The 16,464-nt window shown below is 60.7% G+C and carries 15 protein-coding genes; 4 read left to right on the forward strand and 11 right to left on the reverse strand.

Translation table 11 applies throughout. The annotated features are described in order from the left end of the window. Window positions 1-75 precede the first annotated feature (75 nt). From BLW69_RS05230 to BLW69_RS05240, 3 genes are all read right to left on the reverse strand, one after another. Window positions 76-888: a substrate-binding periplasmic protein gene (locus BLW69_RS05230; RefSeq protein WP_244508744.1), complete on the reverse strand. Its 813-nt coding sequence runs from the start codon at window positions 886-888 to the stop codon at window positions 76-78. Beyond that, window positions 869-3,253 (reverse strand): putative bifunctional diguanylate cyclase/phosphodiesterase, encoded by a 2,385-nt coding sequence (locus BLW69_RS05235; protein WP_092660378.1) that lies wholly within the window; start codon window positions 3,251-3,253, stop codon window positions 869-871. The genes BLW69_RS05230 and BLW69_RS05235 overlap by 20 nt, the downstream gene beginning before the upstream one ends. 219 nt (window positions 3,254-3,472) lie before the next feature. After that, window positions 3,473-4,090: a 50S ribosomal protein L25/general stress protein Ctc gene (locus BLW69_RS05240; protein WP_062455789.1), complete on the reverse strand. Its 618-nt coding sequence runs from the start codon at window positions 4,088-4,090 to the stop codon at window positions 3,473-3,475. Window positions 4,091-4,459: 369 nt separating this feature from the next. Here BLW69_RS05240 and BLW69_RS05245 point away from each other — a divergent pair, with 369 nt between their 5' ends. Continuing rightward, window positions 4,460-7,270 (forward strand): bifunctional diguanylate cyclase/phosphodiesterase, encoded by a 2,811-nt coding sequence (locus BLW69_RS05245; protein WP_092660380.1) that lies wholly within the window; start codon window positions 4,460-4,462, stop codon window positions 7,268-7,270. A 20-nt stretch (window positions 7,271-7,290) separates the two neighbouring features. Here the strand turns inward: BLW69_RS05245 and BLW69_RS05250 are convergent, their stop codons facing one another. From BLW69_RS05250 to lgt, 8 genes are all read right to left on the reverse strand, one after another. Then, entirely contained in the window at window positions 7,291-7,548 is a 258-nt protein-coding gene (locus BLW69_RS05250) for a hypothetical protein (RefSeq protein WP_062455795.1), read from the reverse strand. A gap of 110 nt (window positions 7,549-7,658) precedes the next feature. After that, window positions 7,659-8,063: a Kazal-type serine protease inhibitor family protein gene (locus BLW69_RS05255; protein ID WP_082472021.1), complete on the reverse strand. Its 405-nt coding sequence runs from the start codon at window positions 8,061-8,063 to the stop codon at window positions 7,659-7,661. Between the two features lie 116 nt (window positions 8,064-8,179). Then, complete coding sequence (locus BLW69_RS05260) at window positions 8,180-9,112, reverse strand: ribose-phosphate pyrophosphokinase (protein ID WP_062455798.1); 933 nt, start codon at window positions 9,110-9,112, stop codon at window positions 8,180-8,182. 125 nt (window positions 9,113-9,237) lie between these two features. After that, window positions 9,238-9,981 carry a hypothetical protein gene (locus BLW69_RS05265; RefSeq protein ID WP_092660382.1) on the reverse strand — a complete coding sequence of 248 codons (744 nt, stop codon included), beginning with the start codon at window positions 9,979-9,981 and terminating at the stop codon, window positions 9,238-9,240. Between the two features lie 78 nt (window positions 9,982-10,059). Next, window positions 10,060-11,211, reverse strand: a complete 1,152-nt coding sequence (locus BLW69_RS05270) for a M24 family metallopeptidase (protein ID WP_092660384.1) — start codon at window positions 11,209-11,211, stop codon at window positions 10,060-10,062. A gap of 18 nt (window positions 11,212-11,229) precedes the next feature. Then, window positions 11,230-12,021, reverse strand: coding sequence for a peptidoglycan editing factor PgeF (gene pgeF / locus BLW69_RS05275; RefSeq protein ID WP_092660386.1), 792 nt, complete (start codon window positions 12,019-12,021; stop codon window positions 11,230-11,232). Window positions 12,022-12,148: 127 nt separating this feature from the next. Continuing rightward, window positions 12,149-13,264, reverse strand: a complete 1,116-nt coding sequence (locus BLW69_RS05280; RefSeq protein ID WP_092660388.1) for a class I SAM-dependent methyltransferase — start codon at window positions 13,262-13,264, stop codon at window positions 12,149-12,151. 7 nt (window positions 13,265-13,271) lie between these two features. Further along, a complete protein-coding gene (gene lgt, locus BLW69_RS05285) occupies window positions 13,272-14,090 on the reverse strand; it encodes a prolipoprotein diacylglyceryl transferase (RefSeq protein ID WP_062457920.1) in 819 nt (272 codons plus the stop codon). Between the two features lie 234 nt (window positions 14,091-14,324). Between lgt and BLW69_RS05290 the strand changes: the two genes are divergently transcribed. From BLW69_RS05290 to proC, 3 genes are all read left to right on the forward strand, one after another. Then, entirely contained in the window at window positions 14,325-14,609 is a 285-nt protein-coding gene (locus BLW69_RS05290) for an accessory factor UbiK family protein (protein ID WP_062582967.1), read from the forward strand. 538 nt (window positions 14,610-15,147) lie between these two features. Next, the gene (locus tag BLW69_RS05295) at window positions 15,148-15,648 is read left to right on the forward strand and encodes a type III secretion system chaperone family protein (RefSeq protein ID WP_062455815.1); all 501 of its coding nucleotides are present in this window, start codon (window positions 15,148-15,150) and stop codon (window positions 15,646-15,648) included. After that, on the forward strand, window positions 15,648-16,463 hold the full coding sequence (proC, locus tag BLW69_RS05300) for a pyrroline-5-carboxylate reductase (RefSeq protein WP_062455818.1): 816 nt from the start codon (window positions 15,648-15,650) through the stop codon (window positions 16,461-16,463). The genes BLW69_RS05295 and proC overlap by 1 nt, the downstream gene beginning before the upstream one ends. Window position 16,464: the final 1 nt, after the last annotated feature.

A 16,464-nucleotide genomic window follows, 5' to 3' on the forward strand; every position in this document is an offset into this window, starting at 1 on the left:
CTCACCACCCCGAAACGGAACGGAAGTCAACCCGGTTTCGTCCCTGCCGACTGATTGGCACCGCTGATCGCTTGCTCAGTGTTCGGCCTTGAGGCCGTAACGCCGGTAGATCGTGTCCTGGCGGCCATCGCGGATCATGCTGTCGAGTGCGGACTGCATTTTAGCGATCAAGGCGTCCGGGACTGTTTTCTGACAGGCAATGCCGAGCTTCTCCTCGGAGAGGGGAACCACCCTCTCGACGTCGGTGCCATTGTTCTTCAGCCTCTGATAGACGCCTTCCGACATGGGCATCATGTCGATCCGGCCCCGGACGAGCTTGCGCAGCGACGTGTCGAAATCGGCGCTGAGATCGAGGTTCGCAAATCCCATCGATTTCAAAAGGTCCTCGGTAAAGTCGAGCCGATGGGTTCCGATCAGAAAGCTCTTCGCCTCATCGAGCGTCGTGGCGTGGATCGACGAGCCCGCCCGCTTGACCAGGATCGTATGGTTCACGGAGATCGTCATGACCCATTTGAACCGCGGCTTGCGGTCCGCTGTCTGCGCTGCCGAGAAGGCGCAGGTCATCGGCTCGGTCTCGGCGAGCGCGATGGCGCGCGCCCAAGGGATCATTTCAACGTCATAGGGTATCTGCGCTTGCCGCATGATGACATCGATCTGGTCTATGCCCGCGCCGCCATAGCGCCCGTTCTGATCACGGTAGCTGAAGGGTGCATAGGGCTCTGTCTTGAGCTGGAGCCTGTCTGCGGCGTGCGCCTGCAGGCAAGACCACGGTCCGATTGTTGCAGCGAGAGCAAGCACGACGAGTGCTGCGCTTGTCATGCCACACCTGATCGAGGACATCTGCTGCTCCACATCGAGGGCCGGGATTTCAGCTTGCAATAGAATCAATTCGGTCGCCGCTTCGGTCGGCATTCAACATCGTAAGGACATCGCCGATCGCTTGCGGTCGTGCGAAGTAGTAACCCTGAGCGTATTCGATGCCCATGTCGATGAGTGTCGAACGCTGATATTCGGTTTCGACGCCTTCGGCGACGACATGGCAGTTCATCTTGTGCGAGATCGCGGCAATGCCTTCGATCAGCATCTTGTTTCGACGATCGATATCATCATCGCCATTGTTGAGAGACCGGATAAAGGATTGGTCGATCTTGACGATATCGACCGGGAAACGGCTGAGATAGCTGAGCGAGGAATAGCCGGTTCCGAAGTCGTCAAGCGCGATGCGGCAACCGATGTTGCGGATCTCGTCGAGCAGCCTGCGGATTTCCGGATTGTCATGCATCAGCACGGCCTCCGTGATCTCGATGACCAGTCGGGACGGGCGGATTGCGTAGCGGCCGAGCAAGGTTGACAGCTTGACGGGAAGGCTCGCATCGAATTGCAGCGGCGATACGTTGACGGCGACATAGGTGTCAGACATGCCCGGTATCCGGGAGATGCGGGCAAGATTGGCGACGGCGTCCTCAAGGATGAGATTGCCGATCTGGCCGATCGTGCCGGTTTCCTCGGCGACGCTGACGATTGCGCCCGGAGGAACAAGCCCCTTGCGCGGATGGCGCATGCGCATGAGCGCTTCAAAGCCGTTGCAGGCGCCGGTCCTGATATCCACGATCGGCTGGAGATGCGCTTCGAACCAGTTGGCGGCAAGCGCTGCTTCGATGTCGGTTTCGATTTCGGCACGTTCCCGCGTCTTGTCGAGGATGGCCGAATTATAGACCTGCGCACCGTTCTTGCCGTCGCGCTTGCGGGCATACATGGCCAGATCCGACTTCTGTAGAAGCTCGGCGCCGCTTGCGGCATGGGCAGGGTAGAAGGCAAGGCCGATACTGGCGCTAAGGCGCACACTGTTGGTCTCGATGCGGAATGGAACGTCAAAGAACTCGACGATTCTCTGGCACAGCTCGGTGCCGCGCCGTTCCGACCCCTCGCCACACAGAAGAATGGCAAACTCGTCGCCGCCCAGGCGCGATGCCGCGTCGTGGTCGCCCAAAAGCGGCAGCATCCGCTCGACGAACTGGCCAAGCACGAGATCGCCGGCCGCATGACCGAGATTGTCGTTGATCGATTTGAACCGATCGAGATCAACGAACAGACAGGCGATGTCGGTTCCGTTGCGATCCGCCTCGATGATTTTCTGCTCAAGCGCCGCCTCGAACCCCTGACGGTTGAGAAGACCGGTCAGGTGGTCGGAAATGGCCTGCTGATAGTTGCGGATTTCTGACTGCTTGAGCTCGGTGACGTCGGTCATCACGCTCAGCGAGCCGGTCTCGCCGTCGCCCGCGGAACCGAGTTCGGTCTCCGCGATAAGGACGTTCATCGTCTTGCCGGACTGACAGATGAAGCGCACGGTGACTTCGAACGCCGGTCCGCGCGATCGGACCTGCGATTTCCTGTTGTGGTAGAGGCTGCGGTCTTCCGGCATCACCAGTTCGCAGAAGGGCAGGTTCAATATGTCAGATCGGCTGTACCCGGTCGCAACGAGCCAGTAGTCGCTGACGGCGGCGATCCTGTCGTCTGCGTCGAGCGAAAACAGCATGGCCGGCGTGAGATTGTAGGTCTGCGTCGTCTTGCGATGTGCCAGTTTCAGCTCGCGCTCCTCGTGTTCGAGAAGGGTCTGCATCTCGTTGAAGCTCTTGGCCAGTCGTCCCATTTCATCGGTGGAGCGCCAGTCGACATGGTGACGAGAACCGAGGCGACGGGTCGCTTCGATTGCGGCGGTCAAACGCAGAAGAGGTTTGATCACCATCACGCGGTTGCCGAGAATGGCGGCGCCGAACACGGTCAGGATGGCGATGATGAAGATCGAGATGAAGGCGAACTCGAATTCGTGAAGCTTCGAGAACCAGCCGATTGTCGGGATGCTGACGCTGACCTTACCGACAACGCGAGCGCCGTAGTTCGACATGTAGGTGATGGGCTGCGAGCGGATCGTCAGGTCGCTCAGGGATATCTCCTGCGGCGTGACTTCCGATATATTCAGTTTGCCCGTCGTGTCGGTTACGCGAACCGCGTAGATGGTCGGATCTTTCACCATGGCGACGGCGATCTGGTGAACGCTTTCGGTATCGAGATCCCAGAGGGGCTTGGCAAGCGCTTGCGAGTTCGTCGCCAGAACGATGTCGACATGCTCTTCGAGCGCCCGAACCGCCTGCTGCGATGACAACGCCAAAAGCAGCGTGAACAACGGCACGACGACGGCCAGAAGCGCGCCCGAGATAATGGCTATGAACCGACTCTCAACGGAATGAGCCACCCGTATTCCCCGCCTGCTTGTAGTCGGTGTTAGCCGCCGACTGCGTGTTCCCCAACACAGTAATTGGCCGGATAATTCCAGCCATTGATTAAGCTTTACTGAAGCCGGGAAGAGTAAAGCGGGGCGGATCTTAAAGAGGGTTACGTAATCCTGACCGAAAAACGTAAAAGCCCGCCTTCGGTGGAAGGCGGGCTCTCAGAAAGACAAGACGAAAATGTCTTATTCGGCTTCAGGAGCCGCAGTCTCAGTCGCTTCTTCTTCTTCGACGCCTGCAGCAGGTGCAACGATCGTCGCGATGGTGAAGTCGCGGTCGGTGATGACAGGTGTCACGCCCTTCGGCAGCTTAACGGCCGAGATGTGGAGGCTGTCGCCGATCTTGGCGTCGGTCAGATCAACCGTGATGAATTCCGGGATCTGGTCGGCCGGGCAATGGAACTCGACCGTGTGACGGACGATGTTCAGAACGGCGCCCTGCTTGATGGCCGACTTGTCTTCGTTTTCGAAGTGTACCGGTACTTCGACGTTGACTTCAGTCTTGGCCGAAACGCGCAGGAAGTCGACATGCATGGTGAAGTCGCGGACCGGATCCAGCTGGTAGTCCTTCGGGAGGACCTGGATCTTCTTGCCGTCGAATTCGATCGTCGCGATGGTGGTCATGAAACCGCCAGCGTGAATGCGCTTCGTGACTTCGTTCGTGTTGAGCACGATCGACAGAGGAGCCTGCTTGTCACCATAGATGACTGCAGGGATAAAACCGTTGCGGCGAAGTTCACGGGAGGACCCCTTACCGACCCGTTCGCGCGCCTCGGCCTTGAGCACGTAAGTTTCCTTGCTCATGGCAATTCCTTTCGAGGTTGTTTGGAGAGTTCTTCGCGGACAGTGCCGCGTCAAACCGGAGGGCATCGTCCGACGCTCTCCATCCGCGTTGCCTCCAAGGGTGTCTACGCGGACGGGGTCCCTATAGTCCATCAGGGCAGGAGACGCAAGGGATCTGCGGCGTGGTTGGCTCTGCAAACCGGTCGTCGTCGTTACCTACCGCCAGATACCTGCGTGGCCAATATGAAACTTCCGGTATGTGCCGTTTTGCCATCCATTAATGACGTTCATTCGAAATTAGCGAGATTCGATAAATGCGAGGTCCGGGCGACCGAATTTGTTAAATTGTGAGGGTCAAGACGGTGTTAACTCCGGAGACCAAGATCTAACATGTACGCCGTTCTGTCCTGTCTGGCCTATGAGCACAATCTCTTCCTCGTCGTCGTGGCGGGGGCGCTCTGCTTCATTGCGAATGCGGGAACCGTGGTTTTTGCCGCCCGGGCACGACAGGCAAACGACCGCAGCCGCTACGGCTGGGTGATCGTCTCCGGCGGAGCAGGGGGCTTCGGGATCTGGGCAACACATTTCGTGGCCATGCTCGCCTACGATCCGGGCCAGCTCTTCACATTCAATCTGTCGCTGACGCTGCTGTCGCTTGGTATTGCATTTCTCGCGACATTTGCGGCGGGACTGCTTGCCGTGCTGTTTACCGGCAAGTCCGGCGCTGTGGCCGCCGGCCTGGTATTCGGTACCGGCGTTTCCTGCATGCATTTTACCGGCATGGCGGCGATCGAGTTCGGCGGCCTGATCGTCTGGTCGCAGCCGCTGGTCATCGCTGCCATCGTCACCGCGATCGTCATGTCGACGACAGCCTTCCTCATGATCCTGAAGGGAGGCCTTGCAAACAACATTCTTGCTGCAGGTCTCCTGTCGCTCGGTATCGTCTTTATGCATTTCATCGCGATGGCCGCGGCAACACTTGTCCCGGGTTTCGGGATCCTGCCTGAAGACGGGATGCTGTCGAAGCCGCTGATGCTGGCAACGATCATTGCCGTCTCGCTGTCGCTGATCGGGTCGGGCCTGGCCGTTGCCACAATCACCGGGCGTGCGGCGCGGTCCTCGAAGGCCAGCGAAGCCAATTTCCAGATGCTCGTGCGCGGGGTGACCGACTACGCGATCTACATGCTTTCACCCGAGGGCGCCGTCTCCAGCTGGAATGCAGGGGCAGAGCGTGCCAAGGGGTACAGGGCCGACGAGATCATTGGTCAGCATTTTGCACGTTTCTATTCGGATGAAGAACAAGCCCGGGGTCTGCCGGAACAGGCGCTCGCAACAGCGCGCACAACCGGTCTGTTCGAGGCGGAAGGCCGGCGCTACCGCAAGGATGGGAGCTGGTTCTGGGCACATGTGGTGATCCAGCCCGTCCTCGACGACGATGGCGTGCTTGCCGGCTACGCCAAGATCACGCGCGACATCACCCGTCAGAGACAGGACACCGACCGGATCGCCTCCGTGACGCAGAACCTCGATCTGGCGCTTGAGAACATGGCGCAGGGGATTTGCCTGTTCGATCGCGAGCAGCGGTTGGTGCTGACGAACCGGCGCTATGGCCAGATTTTTCGGTTTGAGGAAGGCGCTCTGAAGCCGGGTATGACATACCGCGAGATCGTGGCTCTTGGCTACAGGACCTCGTTTGCCGACGCGTCGGAGGCGGAAGCACGGGCAGAACAGCATTACCAGCGCAACATCGAAGCCATCAATTCCAGGCAGGAAGCCCTTCTACACCGACTGAGCGACGATCGGACGATCCGGATCGATTTCAGCTATCTCGATCAGGGCGGCTGGGTTTCGACATTCGAGGATATCAGCGAGCGGATACGGTCGGAGGAAAAGATCGCCTTCATGGCGAAGCATGACAGCCTGACGCAGCTTCCGAACCGTCCGGCTCTGATGGAATATCTCGAAGCCGAGGTCCGTAACGCGGAGAGCGAGGGCGGGCATGTTGCGGTCGTCGGCATCGATCTCAACAAGTTCAAGCAGATCAACGATCAGTTCGGGCACGCGGCCGGCGATGCCGTGCTCAAGGAAATTGCCGAGCGGATGAATTCGATCGTGCGGCCGCACGAGATGTTTGCCCGGTTCGGCGGCGACGAATTCGTGGCCGTGAAGCGCTACGGGGATTTGGCCGAAGTGTCCGAGTTCCTGGACCGATTGTCGGATGCGTTCGGGCAGCCGATCCAGATCGAGGTGCATCGTCTCAGTCCCGGCGCAAGCATGGGTGTTGCGCTCTACCCGCATGACGGGGCATCCCCCGATGCGCTGATCGCGAACGCGGACCTGGCCATGTACCGCGCCAAGGGATCGCTCTCGCGCGACATCTGCTTCTACGACATCGAGATGGACGAGGCCGCCCGCGACCGCACCAAGATGGCCGAGGATCTGTGGACGGCGATCGAGCAGGATCAGCTCAGGCTGCACTACCAGGTGCAAAAATCGGTCGCGACCGATGAGATCACCGGTTACGAGGTCCTGCTGCGCTGGAGCCATCCGGAGCGAGGCAATGTCTCGCCGGCAGATTTCATCGGGGTCGCGGAGGAATGCGGCGCCATCCTGCCGATCGGCGCGTGGGTTCTGCGCGAAGCATGCCGGGAGGCGGCCAACTGGCCGAATGACTACAAGGTCGCGGTCAATCTGTCGCCGGTGCAGATCGCCCATGCCGACATGCCGGCGCTGGTCCATACCGTGCTTCTGGAAACCGGTCTGAAACCAAGCCGTCTCGAGCTTGAAATCACCGAAAGCTCGATCATCAGCGACAAGCAGCGGGCGATGAATGCGCTTCGCTCCATCAAGGCGCTGGGCGTATCGATTGCGATCGACGATTTCGGGACCGGCTATTCGTCGCTGGAGACGCTGCGCTCCTTCCCGTTCGACAAGATCAAGCTCGACCGGAGCTTCCTGACCGAAGTGGACCGCAGCGAGCAGGCAACGGCCATGGTGCGAGCAATTCTGGCTCTGGGGCAGGGCCTGCAAATCCCGGTTCTCGCGGAGGGTGTCGAGACGGTGAACCAGCTCGACATTCTGCGGCGGGAAGGATGCCACGAAGTGCAGGGCTATCTTCTCGGTCGGCCGATGCCGATGGAAGATCAGCCGAACCCGCAGTCTGGGTCAGAGATGGGCTCGGCCAACCAGAACGCTGCCTGAAGATCGCGGAAACGTTTGACCTAGCGTCGAGGTTCGCCGCCGGGGGCGTAGGCAGTTTTCTGCTCGAACCGGAATTTGTGGCCGCAGTCGCTACAGCGCAGCATGTATTTGCGCGGATCTTTCGAGGCGAACTCGGTCTGAAAACCTTTCGGGAGTTCGTCGATGCGAAAATCGCGATTGCTGGCACGCTTGTCGTCGGACTCGGAGACTTCGGCATAACCGGCATGTCCGCACTGCGAGCATTCGAGTTTTCGGGAATAGCGGTCGCGGGCGGCCATGCGGAACTCCTTGGGTACCGCGCCTACATAGTCAACAGACGCCGCGAATGCAAAACGCCGGGATGAAAAATCCCGGCGTTTATATTCTTGGCGTTCAACTCACGTCGCGATCAGCGGCGGCATTCGCCCGGAGAGACCGCGCCGAAGCCGGCATTGCGGGCTTCGCAGGCATTCGGGAATGTCTGGAGCCGACCGCCACGCTGGCCGCAGACCGGGCGATATTCGCGGGTGCACATGCCGCCGCCATTTTCAGGACGGTCAGGTCTACCGGGACGATCCGGCCTCGAGGGGCGATCCCAATCCGGGCGGTCAGGCCGTGATGGACGATCCGGGCGATCGGGTCTGGATGGGCGATCCCAATCTGGACGGGGATCGGGGCGATCGGGCCGGCTCCAGCCGGGGGCGGGACGTTCCGGCGGATAGCCGGGGCCCGGACCTGCGTCGACGCAGGCGGAAAGCATTGGAGCCAGGATGAAAAGTGCAAGCCATTTCGGCTTGTTTCGTAGGATCGACATCGCGATAGGTCCTCCCTCTGCAGATGGATGGCAGACCTCTATCAGACTTACATAGCCGTGGGACAGGGGGCGCAGCGTTTTTGCTGCCGAGCCCGTCCCACGGTCATGCGTCAATCCTAGTCGAACAGGCTCGAGACGGACTCTTCCATGGCGGTACGGTTGATCGCCTCGCCGAGAAGGTTTGCCGTGGTGATGACGCGGATATTGTGCGCCGACTGCACAGATGTCGTCGGCTGGATCGAATCCGTGATAACCAGTTCCTTGAGCTTGGACGCCGCGATGCGGGCAACGGCACCGCCCGACAGCACGCCGTGGGTGATGTAGGCGGTGACGCTTGTGGCGCCGTTCTTCAAAAGCGCTTCGGCCGCGTTGCAGAGCGTGCCGCCGGAATCGACGATATCGTCGATCAGGAGACAGTCCTTGCCGGTCACGTCACCGATGACGTTCATGACTTCCGACTCGCCTGCGCGTTCACGCCGCTTGTCGACGATGGCGAGCTGGCAGCCGAGGCGCTTGGCAAGCGCACGGGCGCGAACCACGCCGCCGACATCCGGCGAGACCACCATGACGTTGTTGAGGTCGTAGTGTTCCTTCACGTCGCGCGCAAGAATCGGCACGGCGTAGAGGTTGTCGGTCGGGATATCGAAGAAGCCCTGGATCTGGTCTGCGTGCAGATCGAGCGTCATGACACGGTTGGCGCCGGCCTCGGTGATGAGGTTGGCGACGAGCTTGGCCGAGATCGGCGTGCGCGGCCCGGCCTTGCGGTCCTGGCGGGCATAGCCGAAATAGGGAAGCACAGCCGTGATGCGCTTGGCGGAAGACCGCCGGAACGCATCGATCATGATCAGCAGTTCCATCAGGTGATCGTTGGTCGGAAACGACGTGGACTGGATGACGAACACGTCTTCCCCACGGACATTCTCCTGTATTTCAACGAAGATTTCCTGGTCTGCAAATCGCCTTACCGAGGCTTTTCCGACTGGTACATTAAGATAGCTGCAGATCGCGTCGGCCAGATGCCGGTTCGAATTGCCTGCGAAAACCTTCATTGCGGTCCGCCTGTATTGAAGCTGGATGGCGGCCTTTTACCGGCGCCACCTTCGAATGCAATAGCGTTTTCCCTCAGGCCACCGTTTTTTGCGAAGAAACAGTGACCGTGTCACATCATGGTTACCTAACCGCCATGCGATTGCCGCCAGCTCATATAGTCCTGGATCGTCTTTGCGGCGATGAGTTCCATGGTTGAGGAGGGCACTGCGGCCCATGGATCCTGGCCGCTGCCGGGCACATTTTCCTGCCCCTGCATGCGGTGAAGTCTGGAGCCGGTATTGTCGAGAACATCCCAGACGTAGACGATGGTGATCTTTTCGCCATCGCTGAAGGCCGAGAAATAGCCCTTGAGGATCTGCTCGGTACCCGTATCGCTGGAGGGACGGATCGTCAGCCCGGCGGCGCGCGCCTCGGCGCCAAGCCTTCGCGACAGCGGCGTCACGGCCTGTACGGGGGCACCGATGATCGGCAGGAAGCGGATGGTGTTGCCTGCGGCGGCGGGCAGGGAAGCCTCCTGCTGGGGCGCTGCAGCGGTAGACTGGGCTTCAGCCTGGCTTTGGCCCTGCCAGTCGGGCGGTGGGCCTGAAGAGGCGGGCGAGGTCTGGTTGCCAGACTGCATCGCCTGGGCCTGCGCCTCCAGCGTATTTTGCGGGCGCGGCTGGTAGGTGTCGTTTCTGTAGGTCTGATTGCTGTAGGTCTCGGGCCTTGGGGATCGGGCCATGCGTTCCGTATCGGCCTGGGTGACCGGTGTCGATGCGCGACTGCCGCCGCCGATCTCGGCGCGCGGCGTCAGCGCCTCGCTGGTGTTGCAGCCGGAGACGGTCAGCGCAACGATGCAGGCGGAAAGCAGTTTTCCGATAAGCCGCATGCGTTCGCCCCTTTGCCGGTTCCCATCCCGCGACAAGCTAAGGTCGGATTTTCCGGCCTGTCAATGATCGCGGGCTTCTCAGCCCTGGATAAGGTCGAGACCATGGCGTGAAAGCGGCTGGGGAGCGCCTTCCGTCGTCAGATAGGTCTGGCCGAGCGTCATGGCCGCGCCGCTGTCGCTGTCCATGATGATCATGTGCACGAACAGCGTCATGCCGGGCAAGATCTCCTGCGGATTGCCGAAGTGGAACATCTGGTGCTCCATCCACGACGGCGAGAAGCGGGCGCCCAACGAGTAGCCGCATGCGTTCAGCCGGTGACGGGAGAGGCCGCGTTCGTCGAGGATCCTGGCATGGGTATCGAACACGTCTCCGAATGTATGACCTGGAGACAGAACCTCCTCGATCGCCCGGATCGTCTCAAGGCAGGCCTTGTAGAGTTCCTTGTGGCGCGGCGAGGGATCACCGACGAGCGCGGTGCGCATCATCGCGACGTGATAGTGGGCGGCGGTGCCGGCCCATTCGAGCGTCAGCTGGTCGGTGGCATCGAGCTTGCGGCGACCGGCCTTGTAACGGCACAGAAGCGCATCCTCGCCGGAACCGATGATGAATTCGTTGGCGGGGTAATCGCCGCCGCCGGAAAATACGGACCCCTGCATCGCCGCAAGGATATCGGCCTCGTCGCCGCCGGCCTTGATCAGCGGCAGAGCGGCGTCGAGCGCATCATCGGCCAGTTCGGCGGCGCGTTGCACATGAGCGATCTCGGCCGCGCTTTTGACGAGGCGCAGCCGGCTGACCAGATAGGATGCGTCACTGAGCTGGCCGAAATTGGTGAGCTGGTTGTCGAGCAGGCGCGCGATGCGGCCGGTCATGCCGTGCGTGTCGTATTCGACGCCGATCTTTGCGCCGAGCAGATCGAGTTCGCTCAAGAGGTTCTTGAGATCCAGCGTCGGATCGGCATTCACCCGGTCGACCCAGACGACGATGTTTTCGATAATCGAGGTCTGGCGGGCCTGGCGAAGGTCGGCAGAGCGCGTGAGCAGCGTCATCGAGCCGTCGGCCTTCACGACCAGCGTCTGGAAGAAGCAGTAGCCGAACGTGTCGTAGCCGGTTAGCCAGTACATGCTTTCCTGCGCAAACAGCAGGATGGCATCGAGCTTTTCCTCGGCCATCTTCGTCGTCAGGCGGGCGAGGCGATCGGCATATTCCGATCTGTCGAAGTGCAGAGCCATGGTAGTCCTCCCGAACTTTTATTGCTGAAGCGCGATGGCTGAAATCTGGCGGCCGTAATCCGGCTCTTGGTCGTGCGTCGTGCGGCGATAGGAAAAGAAGCGTTCCCGATCCGGGTAGGTGTCGAGGCCGAGGTTCTCAGCGGCGACGCCTGCCGCCTTCAGTCGCGACATGGTGAGAGCGGGCAGATCGAACATCGAATGCTGCGGCTTTGGAGACGGCGTGAAGAAGGCTGCGTATTCGGGGTTCACGCCGAGGAAGCGTTCCACGAATTCCGGGCCGACCTCGTAGCTGTCAGGGCCGATCGAGGGTCCGAGAACGGCCACGATCTTTTCCCTTTCAGCACCGAGCGACACCATCGCGTCGATCGTGTTTTCGAGCACGCCTGTCAGCGCGCCCTTCCAGCCGGCGTGGGCCGCGCCGATCACGCCATTGTCGCCATCGGCAAACAAGATGGGGCCGCAATCGGCAGACAGGACGCCGATCACGACGCCGGGCGTGGCCGCGACCATCGCATCGACCTGCGGGCGCTCGCCTGAATAGGCGGCATCGACCACGACCACATCGGGCGAATGGACCTGATGGACGGTTGCGAGCTTTTCGAGCGGCAGATCGAACCAGGCCGCGACCCGCCGTCGGTTTTCGAGAACGAGCGTCTGATCGTCTTTCGACCCGACACCGACATTGAGACCGGCGTAGATTCCGTCCGACACGCCGCCCTTTCGCGTGAAGAAGCCGTGGCGGATTTTGGCGCCGGCTTTAGCGTTCAAGACTGCGCTTTCGATCGGCGTCGGCGAGGCGTTCTCCGGCATCGGTTTATCCACCCTGCTGATTTTGTTGGTTTTTGCGTGATGCACCGTCGGCGGCACTCGCTGCTTCGATTGGGCGCGAGATTGGCGCAAGCCGATAGCGTGTGTCAATCCGCCCGGACGTGCTCTTTCAGTCGACCGGACGGAAGGGCATCAGATTGACCGCGGAGCCCGAGACGGCGATGACCTTGAAAAGCTCGCCCATCTTGCCCGCACCTTCGCCGGCAAGACGATCGACCGCGGCAGCAATCAACCGCTGTTCGGACGGTTCCTTGTCGCGCGCAAGGGCTGAAGCCCGTTCGGCAAGGCCGAGGCCATAGAGGAACTCGCCCTGATGGAGGCCGCCGTTCAGATGAATGCCGGACGCCAAGGCGACCTTGGCGAGATCTTCGAAATCGACATGGCTGGTCAGATCTGCCTCGCCGGGGCTGGCAAGCGGCGGGTCATAGTCGTGGTTCTTTACGGCCTGCAGCGTATCGCCGAAACTGGTGACCATATGGCCGTAGTCGATGACGAGCGCACTGCCGCCGAAATGCCTTAGCCTTTCGCAGAGCGTCTGCATGACGGCCTGGCGGGCAGGGGCGAATTCGAAGATCGTGCCTTCCGGGATGGAAGCGACGGGGGCCGGCAGGAGGACCGGATCGAGCGTGGCGATGCCGGCGACGAAGGACAGCTCGTCCTCCGGGCCGAGGCCTACGAGCCTTTCGCGAAAACCGGTCGTGGTCCGCACGAACTGGCGGATCGGGATCGCGTCGAACAACTCGTTGGCGGCGATCAGGGTGAACCCTTCCGGCACGTCTTCGAAACTGTCGTGCCAGGAAATTTTTGTCGAATAGGCCTCGAGCGTCACGCGCTGAACGCCGCGAAGGCGTTCGCTGGTTTCCACCAGATGGACACGCAGGCCGTCCATCAGGGATGGTGCGATGCGCTGGATGACGCGCAGCATGTCGGACATCATCGTGCCGCGGCCGGGACCGATCTCGACCAGGCGCACATCGCCCGGGCTACCCTGGCGCTGCCAGGCATGGACCATGAAGATGCCGACCATTTCGCCGAACAGTTGGCTGATCTCCGGCGCGGTGACGAAATCACCATGCCGGCCGAAAGGTTCGCGGGTGCGGTAGTAGCCGAATTCCGGATCGGCGAGGCAGAGCGCGAAATAGTCGGTGACGCTGATCGGTCCGCTGGCGCGGATCAGCGTCTTGATCTTTTCGGCAAGGGGCGTGGTTACTTCTGGGCTGTTCACGGGTGCCTCACACTTTCGCCGCGGAGGCGACGCGAGCCCGCGTGATCGCCCAGATGCCAACAGCAACCATCGGTAGTGATAGCACCATGCCCATCGTTAGCCAATTGGTGCCGAGCAAATAGCCGAGCTGCACATCCGGTTCGCGGAAGAACTCGACAAAAATTCGGCAGAGCCCGTAGCCGAGGACGAACGCGCCGCAGATGGTGCCGGGTACACGAAGGGCCTTGAAACGATAGATCAGGAGTGCCAGCACCAGAAGCAGGATGATGCCTTCCAGGCCTGCTTCATAGAGTTGGCTCGGATGGCGGGCGAACGGGCCACCGGTCGGGAAGACGACAGCCCATGGTGCATCGCTCAACCGTCCCCAGAGTTCGCCGTTGACGAAGTTCGCAATGCGGCCGAACAGCAGGCCGAACGGCACGACGGCGGCGACGATGTCGAACATGCTCCAGACGGGAATGGCATGGCGGCGGGCAAACACGATCATCGCGATCGTCGCGCCGAGGAAACCGCCGTGGAAGGACATGCCGCCGTTCCAGATCTCGATCGCGCGGATCGGGTTTTCCAGGATCGGGCCGAGATCGTAAAACAGGATGTAGCCGATGCGGCCGCCGAGCACGACGCCTGCCGCGATCCAGACGAGGAAGTCGTCGAGATGGACCGCGGTCATCGGGGCCTGACCGTTGGGCCACAGTGACGCGTTTGCGGTCAGCTTGCGGGCGTAAAGCCAGCCCAGCATGATACCGGCAACATAGGCAAGGCCATACCAGTGTACCGCAAGCGGCCCCAAGGAGAACGCGACCGGATTTATCTCGGGAAATGGCATGAGAGCAAAAAAATGAAGCGCTTCGTACAAATTACAGGTGTCTCGCTTACTCACAGTCGTGTGAAAAGATGGACTTGGGGACATCGCCGGTCAAGATGAATCTCATTCTGAGACGCGCGCAACAGTGGATGACGCTTGCAACGCGGCGACCCAAGCCCTACTTCAGATCCCATAGGACAAACACAGGCCGATATCGGGCCGATATCGCTGCCGATGGCAAGGAGACGGAACCTTATGTCGACCGGAACGAACCGCATATTCGACGATTTCGCACGGCTGATGACGGACGCTGCCGGCGCTGCACAGGGTGTGCGCAAGGAAGTGGAGACGGCTTTCCATGCCCAGGCGGAACGGTTCCTTAACAACATGGATCTGGTCAAGCGGGAGGAATTCGAAGCCGTTCGCGAGATGGCTGCCCGCGCCCGCGACGAGAATGTTGCGCTAAAGGCCCGTCTCGATGCGCTGGAGGCAAAATTCGGCCAGAGCCAGAGCCATGATCAGGGCCATTCAGGTCAGTAGGCCACTTCAGATCGGGCCATAAACTGTGGCCCCTCAGGGGATTCGCAATCTCCGTTTGAGATCGCCGTCAAAGTCCAGCGCCAAAAGCCTGCGCGGCGATCTTTCCCAGCCTATTCGCGATTGAGCGTCATCGCGTCTAATCGGCACAGTCAGGCGTCTGTTTTGCCTCGCCAAATCCCCATGAATTTACAAAAAATTAAGCCCTGTGGACACACTTAAAAAAGCCAGCGTCCAGAGTCATTTAACCATCCGTTCTGATCTCATGCGCGAACCGGTTTCGGGGTTCAATCCACGGAAATCGGCATTCAGGGGATGGCAGCCGGACTCCGTCTAGCTACACTGATTTTACACGATGATTCGAAACGAGCCGGTGAGCTTCCGGTGGTGACCGATAGGTTACCGACGAGGCTGAAGGTAAGCTCCAGACAGGGTAACTCAGTTATTCTGGCGGCGACGAGCGATCATCGAAATGTAGTTCCGGTTAAGTGTTGGCGCGTTCCGCTCGAATTCGCAATCATTCCGGTCAAAAAGGTGCCGCATGAGCCTCATGGAATTAAACGTTGAGCGTCAGTCGAACCCGGTGGACATGATCGAGTTCGTCGCAGCTTCCAACGATTGGACATTCGAACGGTCCGGCGAAGACGAGATCGCCATGACCGTGGAGGGTCGGTGGACGGACTACCACGTATCCTTCTCCTGGATGGAGGAGTTCGAGGCGCTGCATCTCGCCTGCGCCTTCGATCTGAAGATCCCCGATATCCGCGTGAACGAGGTCATCCGGCTTCTGTCCTACGTGAATGGACAGACGCTGATGGGGCATTTCGACCTGTGGCGTCAGGAGGACGTGGTGATATTCCGCCAGTCGCTTCTGCTGGCCGGCGGTGCCGAGCCCACAAACCAGCAGGTCGAGGTTCTGTTTTCCAGCGCGCTTGATGCCTGCGAGGCCTATTATCAGGCGTTCCAGTTCGTCGTCTGGTCCGGCATGGAAGCCAAGGCTGCCATGGATTGCGTTCTGTTCGAGACGGTCGGCGAGGCTTGATGGCGTTGCAGCTGGGTTCGATCGTTCTCGTCGGTGCCGGCAATATGGGCGGCGCCATGCTTTCCGGCTGGTTGAAGAACGGCGTTCCCGGCGCATCCGTCACCGTCGTTGACCCATCGCCGTCCGAGGCGATGAGAGCGATGATGTCCGACGCCGGCGCGACGCATGTTACGGCACTTCCAAACGGTGCGTCGGCAGATATCCTGTTTCTCGCGGTCAAGCCGCAGCTGATGGATGCCGTTCTGCCGCCGCTGAAGCCTGTGGTCGGCGCTTCGACAGTCGTCGTCTCGGTCGCAGCCGGCAAGACGCTGTCCTCCATGCAGATCCATCTCGGGGACGGTGCAATGGTGCGCGCCATGCCGAACACGCCGGCCATGATCGGCCGTGGCGTGACCGGTGCCTATGCCAACGACAAGGTGTCGGCCGCCCAGCGCGATGCGGTGCATGCGCTCTTGAAGGTCAGCGGTCCGGTGGAATGGGTTTCGAGCGAGGCGGATATCGATGCCGTCACCGCCGTTTCCGGCAGTGGCCCGGCCTATGTCTTCTATCTGGTCGAATGCATGGCGGAGGCCGGGCGCAAAGCCGGTCTTCCTGCCGATCTTGCGATGCGGCTTGCGCGCGAAACCGTGTCGGGTGCGGGAGAACTTCTGCACCAGTCGACCGAGGATGCCTCAAGGCTTCGCCAGAACGTGACGTCTCCGGGCGGCACCACGGCTGCTGCCCTCTCCGTGCTAATGGCAGACGATGGGATGCAGCCGCTGTTCGACAAGGCAATCGAGGCAGCGCGGAGCCGCGCGGAAGAACTGGGACGCTGAG

It is taken from the genome of Rhizobium sp. NFR12 (assembly GCF_900108545.1).
GTDB classification, from domain to species: domain Bacteria; phylum Pseudomonadota; class Alphaproteobacteria; order Rhizobiales; family Rhizobiaceae; genus Neorhizobium; species Neorhizobium soli.